The sequence below is a fragment of the Kitasatospora sp. NPDC092286 genome, assembly GCF_044755565.1.
GTDB lineage: Bacteria > Actinomycetota > Actinomycetes > Streptomycetales > Streptomycetaceae > Kitasatospora.
This window is the reverse complement of record NZ_JBIVRD010000008.1, coordinates 152,799-167,914: the sequence shown is the minus strand read 5'-3', so window position 1 is coordinate 167,914 and position 15,116 is coordinate 152,799. Positions and strand designations below refer to the sequence as shown.

The window sequence follows — 15,116 nt, the reverse complement described above, 5'->3', positions numbered from 1 at the left end:
GTCGCGGTCAGCGCCGGACGGCCCGCAGGACGACGAACTTGGGATTGCCGGCGACGAGTTGGCAGTTGCCGAAGAGCCGGCGGAGCTTGAGGTGGTACCCCAGGTGGCGATTGCCGACCACCCAGAGTTCACCGCCCGGACGCAGGGCTCGGCGGGCGCCGGTGAACATCCGCCAGGCGGTGGCGTCGGTGGTGGCCTGGTGGGAGTGGAACGGCGGGTTGTTGAGCACGAGGTCCACCGAACCGGCCGCGACCGCCTCGGCCGCGAGGGCGTCCGCGGTGAGGAACTCGGCCGGGGCGTCCGGGCCGAGATTGGCCCGGAAGGTCGCCTCGGCGGAGGCCACGGCCTGGTCGGACTCGTCGACGAAGACCAGCTCGGCGCCCGGGCCGGCGAGGGCGGCGGCCGTGCCGACCACACCGTTGCCGCAGCCGAGGTCCACCACCCGGTCGCCGGGGGCGGCCGTCGGCAGGTGGCCCAGGAAGAAGCGGGTGCCGATGTCCAGGCGCTCGGCGCAGAAGGTGCCGGCGTGGTTGACCACGGTGCGGCCGGACGCGATACCGATGTCACCGGGCAGGGCGTAGCTGTGCGGCCACGGGCTGGGCCCGGGGTCGAGCGCCGGGTCGGGGGTGCAGAAGATCAGCCGGGCCTTGCGGACCGCGAGCGAGGTGCGGGTCGGGCCGAGGATTCGCTCGAAGAGCTGGAGGGTGGAGGTGTGGATCTCGGTGACCATGCCGGCGCCGATCACCACGGTGCCGGGGTGGACGGCCGGGGCCAGCCGGTGCAGCTGGTCCTCCAGCAGCGCGAGGCTCTTGGGGACACGGACCAGCAGGACGTCGACGCGCTCCGGCGGGGTGTCCCGGGTGGAGAGCAGCCGGGCGGCGCCGGGGGCGGTGCCGGCCCGGGCGAGGTTCTCCAGGGTGGCCCGCCGGCCGAGGTGGGAGTCGCCGATCTGCACCGGGCGGTGGGCGGCGAGCGCGGTGGTGAGGGCGCCCCAGCGGTCGCCGAGAACCACGACCGTCCGGCCGGTGAGGTCGGTCGCCACGCCCTGCGCGCTGTCCGTCTCGCCGGCGAGATGGCGCAGCAGGTACTCGTCGGCCGCGTCCCAGGCCCGCAACAGCTCGCGCGGGTCCGCCGGGAAGCGGGTGAGGTCGAAGGTGCCCCAGGACGTGGTGAAGGGCGTGGCGGCGGGCGTGCTGAGGCGGTTCATCGTGAGCTCAGGCTAGCCGACGGCCGGGCGGGGGCCGTCCGGGCGGCCGATACTGGGAGAGCCCGATCGGAAGGGGCAGCGGCCATGGACTGGAAGCTCGAAGTGGTGGTGGTCCCGGTGTCGGACGTGGACCGCGCGAAGCTGTTCTACGAGGAGCAGGGCGGCTTCACGGTCGACCATGACACCCGGATCCGTGACGGGGTGCGGGTCGTCCAGCTCACGCCGCCGGGTTCGGGGTGCTCGATCGTGGTGGGGGTCGGCCTCACGGAGGCGCCACCGGGCTCCATGAAGGGGCTGCAACTGGTGGTGCCGGACGTCGCCAGGGCGCACGCCGAGCTGGTCGCGCGGGGCGTGGAGGTCAGCCCGGTCCAGCACTTCGCGGACGGCGAGCGGGTGGACGGGCACGGCGGGGACTGGAACTCGTTCGTCTTCTTCAACGACCCGGACGGCAACGGCTGGGCCGTCCAGGAGTCGCCACGGCGGTGAGCCACGGCGGTGAGCGGGCTCGGGGCCCGGGCGGGCACGGCGTTAGGGTCTGGACATGGTCGAAGACGAGGGAAGCGTCCGGGTGGACAGCTGGATCTGGTCGGTACGGCTCACCAGGACGCGGGCGCTGGCCGCGGCGGCGTGCCGGGCCGGGCATGTCCGGGTGAACGGGGAGCGGGCCAAGCCGGCGCAGGCGCTGAAGGCCGGGGACGAGGTGCGGGTGCGCCAGGAGGGGTACGAGCGGGTCGTCGTGGTGAGGAAGCTGGTCCGCAAGCGGGTCGGGGCCGGGGTCGCGGCCGAGTGCCTGGTGGACAACAGCCCGCCGCGGCCGCCCCGGGAGCTGGCCGTGGCGGCCGGCGAGCGGGACCGGGGGGCCGGGCGGCCCACCAAGCGGGACCGGCGCGAGCTGGACCAGCTGCGCCGGGGGTAGCGGGCGGCCCGGCCGCCGGCCGTCGGTATCGGCGGCCGCCGGCAGCCGCAGGAGGCCGGGTCAGGCGAGGGTGTCGGTGAGGACCTGGGCGACGAAGGCGTCCAGGTTGGCCACCGTACGGGCGATCTGCTCCTCCCGCGACAGCGACTCGGTGGGCCGGCTGACCAGCGGGGACGTCTTCAGCCCGCGCACGTACAGCGAGCAGGCCAGATCGGCGCAGATGTAGGTGCCGACCGTGTTCCCCTCGCGCCCGGAGACGCCCGCCCGGCGGGCGGTGAGGAGTGCGACGCCGGAGCCCGCGTGGGCGGAGACGCAGAGCGAGCAGACGTTGCTCTTGCTCAGGCTGCGGCGGATCGAGGGCACCCGCAGCGTGATGCCGACCGGCCCGCCGTCGCGCTCGGCGACCAGATAGCCGCGATCGGGCGCGCCCTGGTCCCGCCAGCCGAGGAAGTCCAGGTCCTCCCAGGGCAGTTCGGCCAGGCCCCGGGGCAGGTTGAGCCGACGGGCCTCGCCCTTGGAGCAGTTGACGAAGGAACCGCGGATCTCGTTCTCGCTCAGGGGTCTCATGCCCCGGAAGCTAACACCGGCCCAGGCGGCGCGTCGCGCCATTTTCCACCGGTGGGCCCGGCTTCGCCCCGTTACCGGACGGGGGTGCGCGGCCTGCACGGCCAGTCGGCGCCCGGCGTCGTCGCCGAGCCGGGTGAGCAGGTCGTCCAACGCCAGGAAGACCTCCCGCGGTTCGCGCCCGGCGGCGTCGGGCAGGGGCGGGAGGGCCGCGGTCACGCCGCGGGGTAACTCGAACGGATGATGGTCTGTCAGTGGCGGAGGTTATGTTCCGGTGGCCGGATCCGGCGCCGGGAGGGGAGGCGCCGGATCCGGTGCCGGGGTCAGCGCTTGAAGGCGACGGCCGCGTAGCCGGAGACGTCCTGCCAGCCCTCGGGCAGTTCCGCGGTCGGCACATGGCCGGCCTCGGGGCGCCAGAGCGGGAGCTGGACCAGGCCGGGGCCGGCGAACTCGAAGTCGCCGAAGAACGGCTCGATGGCGGCGCGCGGGCGCAGCACCAGCGGGGCGCTGGCGCTCCGGTAGATCCGGGTGCCCTCGGCGGCGCTCTCCCGGGAGGCGAAGTCGGGGGTGCCGTGGGAGAGGATCAGCGCGCTGCCGGGGGCGAGCGCGTCGCGCAGGGTGCGGACGATCTCCCGGGCGCCGTCCTCGTCCCGGATGAAGTGCAGTACCGCGACCAGCATCAGGGCCACCGGCCGGTCGAGGTCCACGGCCTGGCGCAGGCCGGGGTGGTCCAGGATCGCGGCCGGGTCCCGCAGGTCGGCCTCGATGACGGAGGTGTGCCCGGCGGGGTGGCCGGCCAGCAGGGCGCGGGCGTGGGTGGCCACGATCGGGTCGTTGTCGACGTACACCACGCGGGCGTCCGGGGCGACCCGCTGGGCCACCTCGTTGGTGGAGCCGACGGCGGGGATACCGGTGCCGATGTCGACGAACTGGCGGATGCCCCGGCCGGCCGCGAACTCCACGGCGCGGCCGAGGAACTCGCGGTTGGTGCGGGCCAGCAGCGGCAGCGCCGGATAGGCGGCGACGGCGGCCTCGGCGGCCTTGCGGTCGGCCTCGAAGTTGTCCTTGCCACCGAGGTAGTAGTCGTACATCCGGGCCGTGTGCGGCACGCCCGTGTCCAGCTCGGTCGGTGGCTCCCAGTCGTCCCGCTTCGCCCAGTGCCAGTCCGTGCCGGCCCGCGTGGCCGCCGCAACGGTGTCCTCGTGCATCCTGTTCCCGCCCCCTGTACTCACTGCCGGAATGCGTCCCGTCGCGCGTCCGAACACCGCGATCGGGCACCGAATTTCGCGGTCGGCCCGGCATGCCGCGACGTACCACGCGGTGCGCGGTGATCGTATCCGACGACACGCCGCGGAAACAGCGCGAGTTCGGGTTTCCGCACGCCCTCCGGGACGAAGCGTGCGCACGTCAACGGCGGTCGGCGGCCGTTTCCCCGAATCGCCGGAACGCGGCGCCGTCCCTATGCTGACTGCCGATGACTGTCGACCGCCGCACCGTACTGCGGACCACCGCCCGACTGGCCGCCCTCACCGCCGCCGGCGGGCTGCTCGCGGCTTGCGGCAGCGGCGACCCCCGCCGCGCCGACCCGGGGGCGCTCGCCGTGCACCCCGGCACCGTCGACCCGGAGGGCGGCGATCCGACCGCGGTCGACCCCGCGTGGGTGGACGGCGAGGGCCCGGCCTCCCCCGCCCCCGCGCCCACCCCCTCACCGGATCCGCAGCCCGACCCGACGATGGCCGCCACCACGGCGCCGCCCGTCCCCCCGGTGCTGCCGCCGCTGGCGCCCGGCACCCCCGTGGAGGTCGTGTACGGGCCGCGCACCGGCAAGAACGTCGCGCTCACCGTCCACGGCAGCGGCGACCCGAAGCTGGCCCTCGCCCTGCTGGACGCCGCCGAGCAGCGCGGTGCCAGGCTGACCGTGATGGCCGTCGGCAGCTGGCTGGACCAGCAGCCGCAGATGGCCCGGCGCATCCTGGACGCCGGCCACGAACTCGGCAACCACACCCAGAACCACCAGAACATCTCCGCGATGACACCCGAGCAGGCGCGTGCCGAGATCGCCCAGTGCGCGGAGCGGTTGCAGCGGCTCACCGGCTCGATCGGCCGCTGGTTCCGCCCGTCGGCGACCCAGTACGCCACCCCGATGGTGCGCGAGCAGGCCAGGGCCGTCGGGTACGAGCACGTGCTCTCCTTCGACGTCGACCCGCGCGACTACAGCGACCCGAGCGCCGCCTCGCTCCAGCGCCGGGTGCTCTCCTCGGTGAAGGGCGGCTCGGTGGTCGCCCTGCACATGGGCCACCAGTGCACCGTGGACGCGCTGCCCGGGATCCTGGACGGCCTCGCCAAGGCCGGCCTCAGACCGGTGACGGCCAGTCAGCTCTGCGCGTAGGGCCAGGGCGCGCGGCGGGCCGGTGTCACGCCAGGGGGTCATCGGGCCCGTACGGGCGCAGCCGGAGGGTGCGGGCGTCCGCCTCGCGGATCTCGTCGGCGCGGTGGACCAGTTCCTCCAGATCGTCCCGGCCGGCGTGGACGAAACGGCCGTGCAGGGCGTCGAAGCGGCCGCGGGCGGCGTCGACGGTGACGGCGACCATGTACGGGATGCTGCCCCAGGTCTTGGTGTCCCGGAACATCGGCATGCCCGCGGTCATGTCGGTGGCGACCGCGCCGGGGCTGATGTCGAGGACCACCACGTGGTGCTCGGCGAGCGAGTCCGCCATGTTGTCGGAGAGCTGGAGCAGCGCGCCCTTGGAGGTGGCGTAGGCGGTGTAGTGGCCGTCGGGGCGCAGCGCGAAGCCGGAGTTGAGGTTGATGACGCGGCCGCCGCGGCGCTGGACCATACCGGGCAGGACGCAGCGCAGCAGGTTGTAGGGGCCGCGCAGATTGGTCTCGACGACCTGCCACCACTGGTTGGCGTCGGTCTCCCAGATCGGGACCTCGGAGGGGTCGACCTGGCCGGCGTTGTTGATCAGCAGGTCGATCGGGCCGAGGTCGCGTTCGACGATGCGCACGGCCTCGCGGACGGAGCCGGGACGGGTGACGTCGGCGGTGACGGCGACCCCGCGGGCGCCGTGCCGGGCGCACTCCTTGAGGGTCTCGGTGAGGGTCTCGTGGGTGCGGCCGACCAGGCCGACGGCCATGCCTTCGGCGGCCAGGCCGATGGCGATCTCCCGGCCGATGCCCCGGCCGGCACCGGTGACCAGAGCGACCTGTCCTGCGAGTGATCCCGTCGACATCCCGTGCTCCCTTCACGTCCCCGCGCCCGCCCCACCAGGACCGGCGTCGCGTCTGCGGCATTCTGTCCGGCCGCGGGCGTGCCGGAACCCGGGCGCACGGACGGCGGGAGCGGGCCCACCCGTTCGGAGGAGCCGGGGAGGGAATGCCCTACCGGCCGGTACGGAGTAGTAACGTCGTCAGGACGGTGCACCGGTCCACACACACCGGCGCCCACCCGCTGAACAGCAGCTTGCATGGGACACCTGTCGCTGGGCCACCCCCAGCACCACCGAAGGGCAACTGAGTGAGTGACATCGCGCGCGTCGGAGTGATCGGCTGCGGCCTGATGGGGTCGGGCATCGCGGAGGTCTTCGCCCGGGCCGGGCTGGACGTCCTGGTATCGGAGGCCAGTGGCGAGGCACTGGAGTTCGGCCGCACCCGGCTGACCAACTCCCTGGAGACGGCGGTCAAGCGCGGCAAGCTGGCCCCCGAACTGCGGGACGAGGCGCTGGCCCGGCTGACCTTCACCACCGACCTGGCCGACTTCGCCGACCGTGACCTGGTGGTCGAGGCGGTCGCCGAGCGCGAGGACATCAAGGTCCAGATCTTCCAGAAGCTGGACCAGGTGGTCGAGCGCCGGGACGCCATCCTCGCCTCCAACACCTCGTCGATCCCGATCGTGAAGCTGGCCGCCGCCACCTCGCGGCCGGAGCAGGTGATCGGTCTGCACTTCTTCAACCCGGCGCCGGTGCAGAAGCTGGTCGAGGTGATCCCGACGCTGACCACCTCGGGCGGCACCACCGAGCGGGTCGAGGCGTTCGCCTTCCAGGTCCTCGGCAAGGAGCCGATCCGCGCCCGCGACCGGGCCGGCTTCGTGGTGAACGCGCTGCTGGTGCCCTACCTGCTGTCGGCGGTACGGATGTTCGAGTCGGGCGTGGCGACCGCCTCCGACATCGACAAGGGCATGGAGGCCGGCTGCGCCCACCCGATGGGCCCGCTGCGGCTGTGCGACCTGATCGGCCTGGACACCATCGTGTCGATCGCCGAGTCGATGTACGACGAGTACAAGGAGCCGCTGTACGCCGCTCCCCCGCTGCTCTCCCGGATGGTCGACGCGGGCCTGCTGGGCCGCAAGTCCGGCCGCGGCTTCTACGACTACACCGCGAGCGCCTGACCCCCGGCCCGGCCGGACCGTCCTGGTCCGGCCGGGCCTTCCGCCCCTCCGGCCCCGTCTCCCCCACCAGCCCCCGCGCCGTCGGCCGGGGGTTTTTGCCTGCCCCAAACCACTGAAGCCCGAGGCCTGTTGTGCCGATAAGAAGCGTATCCACCCGTCCCGACCCGCCACCGAACCCTCCCGTTCGGGGCCCGCGCATGCCTGGAGGCCCGCATGCCCGATCTGTGGATACCCGGAGCCGAGGTCCATGACGTCGGCGATCACGCGCCGACCGACCAGCAGTACCCGCCCAAGGCGATCGCCCACATCACGTGGGACCGCGACGCCACCGCCGCCGCGCCGCAGGACTGGTGCGACTTCGACTCCCTGGTCGGCTACTTCACCGGCAGCGGCGCCGACGAGGCGCCGCACATCGTCTGGGACCCGTTCAGCGGGCGGATCGCCCAGCTGTTCCCGGCCGACTCCCGCTCGAAGAGCCTCGTCGACGCGCCGGGCGGCACCCGCACCAACCGGGCGGGGCGGGTGGTGATCCAGATCGAGGCGGTGTTCTTCCCGTACTGCCGCTACAACGGTCAGGTGTACGCCCGGCTGACGGACACCCCGTGCACCGGCTGGGACCGGCTGCACGCCTGGATCAGCGGCTGGGGCGTCCCGGACGTCTGGCCGATGGGCAGGCCGGTCGACTTCACCGCCCACCGCGACGAGGGCGTGTGGGAGACCCGGGGCGGCTGGTACGGCCACAGCCAGGTCCCGGAGAACGACCACACCGACCCGGGTTCGTGGCCCGACTTCACCCCCGGATCGCCGCCCTCGCCGCCGGCCCCCGGGCAGACCCCCGCCCGGTACCAGGTGACGATCAACGGCCTGCCGTACGGCTACGGCGCGCACGGCGACCAGGTGACCGAGGTCGGCCGGGCGCTCGTGGCCGCGGGCTTCGGCAGCCACTACCAGCAGGGCCCCGGCCCCGACTGGACGGACGCGGACACCCTCAACTACCAGGACTACCAGCGCAGTCTCGGCTTCAGCGGGTCGGACGCGGACGGCGTCCCCGGCGAGACCAGCCTCCGCCGGCTGCTCGGCACCCTGCCCGGCGGCACCGTCTCGCTGTCGCACGTCGTCGCGGCGGCGCAAACGGACCCCGGCGCCGAACAGGGCCACCGGACGTACGGCGCCGACGTCCTGATCGTCGAGCAGGCACTGGCCGACGAGGGCCTGCTCGACGGCCAGTGGGTGGACGGCTCGTTCGGCACCAGGACCGTGACGGCGTACTCCCGCTGGCAGCAGCGGCTGGGCTACTCCGGTACCGCCGCGGACGGCATCCCCGGCCGCGACTCCCTCCAGCGCCTGGGCGCCGCCCACGGCTTCACCGTCACCGACTGATCAAGGAGATCAGCATGCGCACGTTCCTCCTCGACCTCACCGAACGCACGGTCGCCACCTACCTCGCGGCCCTGCTCGGCCTGCTGCTGGCCGACCGCGTCGACCTGACGAGCGTCGGCACGCTGCGGGCGGCGGCGGTGGCCGCCCTGCCGGCCGCGCTGACCGTCCTCAAGGGCGGCATCGGCACCTTCGTCGGTGACCCGAACAGCGCCGCGATACTCCCCCGCGATCGCGGGTGACGGCCGCCCCTACCGCCTGGCAGCGGCCAGGCGGTAGGGGCCGAGGTAGTAGGTCAGGGCGGCCAGGGAGGCGCCGTCGTTGACCTTGCCGCCGGTCAGGAGGTCGAGGACGTCGGCCTCCGGGACCCACTCCACCCTGGTCGCCTCGCTGATGTCCTGGGGTGCCCCGACCCGGGTGCAGCCGGTGACGTGGAAGGAGTGGAACCGCATGGTGGAGATGCCGGACAGGGCGTCGTACGCGAGCAGGGGGTCGACCCGGCCGGGGCGCCAGCCGGTCTCCTCCTCGACCTCGCGGGCGACCGCGTCGGCCGGCTCCTCCCCGGGCTCGGCCCAGCCGGCGGGCACCTCCCAGCCCCACCGGCCGGTGATGAAGCGGTGCCGGTAGAGCAGGAGGAAGCGGCCCCGCTCGTCGGTGACGACCGCGGTGGTCGAGGCCCGGGGCATGGCGACGACGTGGTGGTCGACGCGGCCCACGCCGGGGATGTCGACGTCGTCGAGCCAGACCTCCACCCACGGCGATCCGTAGACCTGCCGCCGGCCGTAGCTCTTCCACTCCGACACCCTGGTCCTCCTCACGCGCGTGCGGGCTGGCGCCCCGACTCTCTCACGCGCGCGGCCGGCCTCCCCGGGCCCCCGGGGCCGTCACTGGGGGAACCACAGCTTCTCGGTGCCGCCCTCGGTGTAGTCGACGGTGATCTCGTACCCGGCCGGGATGTCGCGGGCGGCCACGATCTCGACGATGCCCGCGCCGAAGTCCTTGCGGTACCGCGCCCGGGGTTCGGCGGCGTGGTTGTACAGGCTGCCGAAGCCCAGGGCGATCGCGGCGGCACCGTCCTGCCAGGGGAAGCAGTAGTGGTGGAGGTGGGTCCGGTCGATCAGGTGGCGCTCGGCGGCCGGGACGACCAGCACGGGGCACCGTTCGACGGTCTCCCCCGCACGGTATCCGCGGGTGGCGAAGACCCCCCGGTCGTGGATGTGCGAGGTGTGGATTTCCAGCCCGTCCATGCCCATACGAAACCCCCGGTTCGGTGTCTGGCGGCGCGGTGGAGGCCGCCGGGTTCGCCGGGCGTCCCGGGTCGCCCCGCTCCAGCGGCGGCGCCGCACGGTGCCGCCGCACGGCAGGCGGGCGGACCACCGCCCGGGCCGCCGGCGGCGCTCCCGGCCGCGGGCAGTGAAGCGTCCACCCGGCGCCTCCTCCTGCCGCGCTGCCGCGGCCTCGCCCCGTTCTACCCCGGCGCCCGGGCTCCTGGAAACGACGGAACCGGCCAAGCGGGACCTCGACCGGAACGGTCGGTCCCGCCGTGCCGCTCCGCCGCGCCCGGGGGCCCGCGGTCACCGGAGGCACGGGGCGCGGTCCGGGGCGGTGGAGTCGGTGCGGACGGCCCGCCGCGCTCCCGCCGCCGGGCGATTCGCCGCCGACGGCCGTGCGGGAGGCCGGATCTCCGGCCCCCCGCAGCCTTGATGACGGTACGTCAGCTGTTGATGGCGTAGCTGTCGCCGTAGACCTTCCACTTGAGCGGCGGGTTGAGGTCGAAGTTCTTGGCGTTGAGGAAGACCAGCTGCTCGGTGTCGACGCGGGTGGTGTCCGAGTGCGCCTCCTCGGTCTTCATGGCGGCCCGGCGGGCGTCCAGGAAGGCCTTGAGGTAGGTGGCCTCGTCGCCGCCCTGGGCGGGGGTCCTGGCCTTCTTCAGGGCGGCCTTGCGGATGCCGCCGAAGCTGGTCGGGTCGGAGCCGTCGCCGTGCATGACGATGGCGTCGTAGTAGGCGAACTGGCCGAGGGCGCGCAGACCGTCCGCCTTGGCCTGCTTGACGGCGGGGTTGAAGTAGACGCGGTCCCGCTCGTCGTTCTGCGCCTGCTGGAAGACGGAGTCCTTGGCGGCCGTGGCCCAGTCCTTCTCGAAGGCGGCGCCGAGGCCGGAGTGCGAGTCGCTGCCGTTGACCTTGCGCAGCGCGGGCAGGTACTTGGCGAGGACGTTGCCGGACTTGAGGTCGGTGTAGTGCTGCACCAGGTCGAGCATGTCGCCGGTGCCGGAACAGAACCCGATGATGCCGGCGGTGTAGCCGCGGCCGTCGCCGATGTCCTCGATGTACTTGTACTGGGCCTTCCAGTCCAGCGAGGAGTTCTCGGCGCTGGACACCAGCTGCATCGCGATGTCCTTCTTGTGCGGGTCGTCCAGGCCTATGCCCTTGACCTGGACGGCGGCGGCGCCCGCCGGGGCGGCGTGGGCGGCCCCGGCGGCCGCGACCGTGGCCGGTGCGGCCACCAGCAGGGCGGCGAGGGCCATGCGTACGATGCGGTGCTGCTGACGGTGCATCTCGCGCTCCGGTTCCGTGAGGAGCGGGCAAGGGGGTGCGCCCGCTCGCGGGGAGTTAGGAAACTTTCCTAACCAAGAGATAGCGTCAGCCGCCGCACGCCCGCAAGGGCTTTGACCGAACCTCTTCAAAAAGCCGGGCCCGCTCACACCGCCCGGCGCCGCACCCACCGCACCGCGGCCGCGCAGGCCGCCACCCCCGCCGCCGCCGTCCAGCCGAACGCGATGAACTGGAACGGCCAGGGGCCCGGGGGGGGGGGCGGGGGGGGGGCCCGCCCCCCCGGGGGGGGGGGGGGCGGGGCGCCCCCCCCCCCCCCCCCGCCCGCCCGGCCCCCCCCCCCCCGCGCCACCCGCACCCGCTCACCGCCCCCGGCCGGGGCCCCCGCCCGGACGGTGTCCGGGCGGGGCCCCTGGGGCCGGGCGGGTCAGGCGCCGCGCAGCACCGCGCCGGTGCGGGCGACGGCCTCGGCGACGGCCGCCTCGCGGGCGGCGCTCGCCTCATCGGCGGTCAGCGTGCGGTCCGTGGCGCGGAAGCGCAGCGCGTACGCCAGCGACTTCTTCCCCTCGCCGACCTGCTCGCCGGTGAAGACGTCGAACAGTCGGATGGCCTCCAGCAGTTCACCCGCGCCGGAGCGCAGCGCGGCCTCCACCTCGGCGGCCGGGACGGCGGCGTCGACGATCAGCGCCACGTCCTGGGTGGCCACCGGGAACCCGGAGACGACCGGGCCCGAGACCCGCTCGGCGCCGTCGGCGGTGAGCAGGTCGAGGTCGATCTCCATCGCGCTGGTGCGGGCCGGCAGGCCGAGCGCCTTGACCACGCGCGGGTGCAGCTCACCGGCGTGGCCGACCACCCGGTCGGTGCCGGCGACCAGCAGCTCGGCGCAGCGGCCCGGGTGCCACGGGGCCAGCTGGCCCTGGCGCACGGTCAGCTCGACGCCGGCCGCGCGGGCCACCGTGCGGCCCGCCTCGACGGCGTCCGCCCAGCCCGCCGGCGCGCCCTTGCCCCACCAGCCGGAGGGCAGCCGCTCACCGGTCAGCGCGACGGCGATCCGGCGCGGCTGGTCCGGCAGGGCGGCGTCGAGCGCGGCCAGTTCCTCGTCGCTCGGACGGCGGTCCACGGCCGGGCGCGGCGCGACGGACAGCTCGTCCTTGGGCAGGAAGACCGTCCCGGTCTCGAAGACCGCCAGATCGGTGTTGCCGCGGCCGACGTTGCGGCGCAGCGCTCCGAGCAGGCCCGGCAGCAGCGTGGTGCGCAGCTCCGGCTCCTCGTCGTTGAGCGGGTTGACCAGCTTCACCGTACGGCGGCGCCGGTCCTCCGGCTCCAGGCCGAGCGCCTCGAAGGCGGCCTGGCCGAGGAACGGGTAGGTGTTGACCTCGACGTAGCCGGCACCGGCCAGCGCGACCCCGGTCCGGCGGTGGATGCGCTGGGCCTCGGTCAGGCCCGAGCCCGGCGGCACGGTGGGCATCCGCGAGGGCACGTTGTCGTAGCCCTCCAGGCGGATGACCTCCTCCGCGAGGTCGTACGGGTCGGTGAGGTCGGGCCGCCAGGTCGGCGGGGTGACCTCCAGGATGTCGGCGCCCGCGACCGAGCAGCCGATCTCCTGCAGACGCCGGGTGACGGTCTCGCGACCGTACCCGGTGCCGGCGACCCGGTCGGGCAGGTCGGCGGCGATGGTGATGGTGCGGACCGGGTGCGGGGCCGCGATGTCGGTGACCCCGGCCTCGGCGGTGCCGCCGGCGATCAGCACCAGCAGGTCCACGGCGCGCTGCGCGGCGGCGCGGGCGGCCTCCGGGTCCACGCCGCGCTCGAAGCGCTTGGACGCCTCGGACGGCAGCTTGTGCCGCTTGGCGCCGCGGGCGATGGCGACCGGGTCGAAGTGCGCCGCCTCGATGATCACCTCGGTGGTGCCCGGGCCTGCGGCCGGGTCGAGGATCTCGGTGGAGGCGCCACCCATGACACCGGCCAGGCCGATCGGGCCGCTGTTGTCGCAGATCAGCAGGTCCTCGGCGGAGAGCTTGCGCTCGACGCCGTCGAGGGTGGTGAGGGTCTCGCCCTCCTCGGCCCGGTGGACCAGGATCGGCCCGTCCACCCGCTGCTTGTCGTACGCGTGCAGCGGCTGGCCGACCTCCAGCATCACGTAGTTGGTGATGTCCACGGCCAGCGAGATCGGGCGGATGCCGGACTTCTGCAGGCGGCGCTGGAGCCAGATCGGGGACTTGGCGGCCGGGTCGAGGCCGACCACCGTGCGGGCCACGAAACGGTCACAGCCGGCCGGGTCGGCGACCTTGACCAGGTAGCCGTAGGAGTTGGCGGGCGGCACGTCGAGCAGCGCCGGGTCGGCCAGCGGCAGCCCGTACGCGGCGGCGGCCTCGCGGGCGACGCCGCGCATGGAGAGGCAGTAGCCGCGGTCCGGGGTGACGGCGATGTCCAGCACCTCGTCGACGAGCTGGAGCAGCTCGATCGCGTCGGTGCCGGGCTCGTACTCGGGCGGGAGCACGATGATGCCGTTGTGGTCGTCGCCCATGCCCAGCTCGCGGGCGGAGCAGATCATGCCGGCCGAGGTCTGGCCGTAGGTCTTGCGGGCGGCGATCGGGAACGGGCCGGGCAGCACGGCGCCCGGGAGCACGACCACGACCTTGTCGCCGACGGCGAAGTTGGTCGCGCCGCAGACGATCTCCTGCGGCTCACCGGTGCCGTTGGCGTCGCCGACGTTGACGAAGCAGTGCCGGATCGGCTTCTTGAAGCCGGACAGCTCCTCGATCGAGAGCACCTGGCCGACCACCAGCGGGCCCTTGAGGTCGGTGCCGATCTGCTCGACGGTCTCGACCTCGAGGCCGGCGCGGACCAGGCGCTCCGCCACGTCGCGGCCGGTCTCGCCGGCCGGCAGGTCCACGTACTCGCGCAGCCAGGAAAGCGGGACGCGCATCAGATCTCCATCCCGAACGGGAGGGTGAAGCGGATGTCACCCTCGACCATGTCGCGCATGTCGGCGACGTTGTGACGGTTCATCAGGATTCGCTCCAGGCCCAGGCCGAAGGCGAACCCGCTGTAGCGGTTCGGGTCGACACCGCAGGCGACCAGCACCCGCGGGTTGACCACGCCGCAGCCGCCGAGCTCGATCCAGCCCTCGGAGGAGCAGGTGCGGCAGGGCCGGTCCGGGTCGCCGACGCTCTCGCCGCGGCAGACGAAGCACTGCAGGTCGATCTCGGCGCTCGGCTCGGTGAACGGGAAGTACGAGGGGCGCCAGCGCAGCTCCAGGCCGTCGCCGATCAGCGTGGACACCAGCTGCTCGATGGTGCCCTTGAGGTCGGCGAAGGTGATGCCCTCGTCCACGGCCAGGCCCTCGACCTGCCGGAAGACCGGGGTGTGGGTGGCGTCCAGCTCGTCCGTCCGGTAGACCCGGCCGGGGCAGATCACGTAGACCGGCGGCTCGCGGTCGAGCAGGGTGCGGGCCTGGACCGGGGAGGTCTGGGTGCGCAGCACCACGCCGGAGTCGGCGGAGCCGTCCGGGGCCTGGACGAAGAAGGTGTCCTGCATCGAGCGGGCCGGGTGGTCCGGACCCAGGTTGAGGGCGTCGAAGTTCAGCCACTCGGCCTCGACCTCGGGGCCCTCGGCGACCTGGTAACCCATCGCGACGAAGGTGTCCTCGATGCGCTCGGCCATCGTGGTCAGCGGGTGGCGGGCGCCGCGCGGGGTGCGGTCGTAGGGCAGCGTGACGTCCACCGCCTCCTCGACCAGCACGCGGGCGTCGCGCTCCGCCTCCAGCTCGGCCTGCCGCTTGGCGAGGGCCTGGTTGACGGCGCCCCTGGCCTGGCCGATCAGCTTGCCTGCGGCGGCCTTGGCGTGCGGCGGGAGCGCACCGATCTCGCGGTTGGCGAGGGAGAGCGCGGAGCGGTCGCCGGTGTGGGCGACCTTGGCCTGCTTCAGCTCGTCCAGGGTGGTGGCGGCGGCGAAGGCCGCGACGGCCTCGTCCCGGGCCTGCTCCACCGCCTCGGGCTTGAGGGCCTCGACCTCGACCGGGTCGTACGACTTGTTGGGTGCCGACATCTCTATCTTTCCCGTGCTCCTGCTCGTCCGTGCTCAGGTAAGGGTGGACTCGCGCCCTCCCGG

Annotated in this window: 15 protein-coding genes; 6 read left to right on the top strand and 9 right to left on the bottom strand. The window is 73.9% G+C overall.

The window, feature by feature from the left end:
* Nucleotides 1–7: 7 nt before the first annotated feature.
* Nucleotides 8–1,207 (bottom strand): methyltransferase, encoded by a 1,200-nt coding sequence (locus ACIQIB_RS10605; protein ID WP_363611298.1) that lies wholly within the window; start codon nt 1,205–1,207, stop codon nt 8–10.
* 84 nt (nt 1,208–1,291) lie between these two features.
* Here ACIQIB_RS10605 and ACIQIB_RS10600 point away from each other — a divergent pair, with 84 nt between their 5' ends.
* Together ACIQIB_RS10600 and ACIQIB_RS10595 are read left to right on the top strand one after the other, a co-directional pair.
* Nucleotides 1,292–1,693: a VOC family protein gene (locus tag ACIQIB_RS10600; RefSeq protein WP_363611296.1), complete on the top strand. Its 402-nt coding sequence runs from the start codon at nt 1,292–1,294 to the stop codon at nt 1,691–1,693.
* Between the two features lie 55 nt (nt 1,694–1,748).
* On the top strand, nt 1,749–2,123 hold the full coding sequence (locus ACIQIB_RS10595) for a S4 domain-containing protein (protein WP_363611293.1): 375 nt from the start codon (nt 1,749–1,751) through the stop codon (nt 2,121–2,123).
* A gap of 60 nt (nt 2,124–2,183) precedes the next feature.
* On the opposite strand, the gene ACIQIB_RS10590 is transcribed toward ACIQIB_RS10595, so the two are convergent.
* Nucleotides 2,184–2,690: an FBP domain-containing protein gene (locus tag ACIQIB_RS10590; protein ID WP_363611291.1), complete on the bottom strand. Its 507-nt coding sequence runs from the start codon at nt 2,688–2,690 to the stop codon at nt 2,184–2,186.
* A 320-nt stretch (nt 2,691–3,010) separates the two neighbouring features.
* Nucleotides 3,011–3,895: an SAM-dependent methyltransferase gene (locus ACIQIB_RS10585; protein WP_363611289.1), complete on the bottom strand. Its 885-nt coding sequence runs from the start codon at nt 3,893–3,895 to the stop codon at nt 3,011–3,013.
* A 266-nt stretch (nt 3,896–4,161) separates the two neighbouring features.
* Here ACIQIB_RS10585 and ACIQIB_RS10580 point away from each other — a divergent pair, with 266 nt between their 5' ends.
* The gene (locus ACIQIB_RS10580; RefSeq protein WP_363611287.1) at nt 4,162–5,076 is read left to right on the top strand and encodes a polysaccharide deacetylase family protein; all 915 of its coding nucleotides are present in this window, start codon (nt 4,162–4,164) and stop codon (nt 5,074–5,076) included.
* Between the two features lie 25 nt (nt 5,077–5,101).
* Here ACIQIB_RS10580 and ACIQIB_RS10575 read toward each other — a convergent pair whose 3' ends face one another.
* Nucleotides 5,102–5,920, bottom strand: a complete 819-nt coding sequence (locus tag ACIQIB_RS10575) for an SDR family NAD(P)-dependent oxidoreductase (protein ID WP_400757543.1) — start codon at nt 5,918–5,920, stop codon at nt 5,102–5,104.
* 284 nt (nt 5,921–6,204) lie between these two features.
* On the opposite strand from ACIQIB_RS10575, the gene ACIQIB_RS10570 reads away from it, so the two are divergent.
* The 3 genes from ACIQIB_RS10570 (at nt 6,205) to ACIQIB_RS10560 (ending at nt 8,693) form a co-directional block, all read left to right on the top strand.
* Nucleotides 6,205–7,074 carry a 3-hydroxybutyryl-CoA dehydrogenase gene (locus ACIQIB_RS10570; RefSeq protein ID WP_400757541.1) on the top strand — a complete coding sequence of 290 codons (870 nt, stop codon included), beginning with the start codon at nt 6,205–6,207 and terminating at the stop codon, nt 7,072–7,074.
* 213 nt (nt 7,075–7,287) lie between these two features.
* The gene (locus tag ACIQIB_RS10565) at nt 7,288–8,454 is read left to right on the top strand and encodes a peptidoglycan-binding protein (RefSeq protein WP_400757540.1); all 1,167 of its coding nucleotides are present in this window, start codon (nt 7,288–7,290) and stop codon (nt 8,452–8,454) included.
* Between the two features lie 14 nt (nt 8,455–8,468).
* The gene (locus ACIQIB_RS10560; protein WP_363611279.1) at nt 8,469–8,693 is read left to right on the top strand and encodes a holin; all 225 of its coding nucleotides are present in this window, start codon (nt 8,469–8,471) and stop codon (nt 8,691–8,693) included.
* 9 nt (nt 8,694–8,702) lie between these two features.
* Here the strand turns inward: ACIQIB_RS10560 and ACIQIB_RS10555 are convergent, their stop codons facing one another.
* The 5 genes from ACIQIB_RS10555 to pheS form a co-directional block, all read right to left on the bottom strand.
* A complete protein-coding gene (locus tag ACIQIB_RS10555; protein ID WP_363611277.1) occupies nt 8,703–9,254 on the bottom strand; it encodes an NUDIX hydrolase in 552 nt (183 codons plus the stop codon).
* A gap of 81 nt (nt 9,255–9,335) precedes the next feature.
* On the bottom strand, nt 9,336–9,698 hold the full coding sequence (locus ACIQIB_RS10550) for an SET domain-containing protein-lysine N-methyltransferase (protein ID WP_363611275.1): 363 nt from the start codon (nt 9,696–9,698) through the stop codon (nt 9,336–9,338).
* 467 nt (nt 9,699–10,165) lie between these two features.
* Nucleotides 10,166–11,008, bottom strand: a complete 843-nt coding sequence (locus ACIQIB_RS10545; RefSeq protein ID WP_363611273.1) for a chitosanase — start codon at nt 11,006–11,008, stop codon at nt 10,166–10,168.
* A gap of 422 nt (nt 11,009–11,430) precedes the next feature.
* Nucleotides 11,431–13,932: a phenylalanine--tRNA ligase subunit beta gene (pheT, locus tag ACIQIB_RS10540; protein ID WP_400757538.1), complete on the bottom strand. Its 2,502-nt coding sequence runs from the start codon at nt 13,930–13,932 to the stop codon at nt 11,431–11,433.
* Nucleotides 13,932–15,053: a phenylalanine--tRNA ligase subunit alpha gene (pheS, locus tag ACIQIB_RS10535; protein WP_363611269.1), complete on the bottom strand. Its 1,122-nt coding sequence runs from the start codon at nt 15,051–15,053 to the stop codon at nt 13,932–13,934. The genes pheT and pheS overlap by 1 nt, the downstream gene beginning before the upstream one ends.
* Nucleotides 15,054–15,116: the final 63 nt, after the last annotated feature.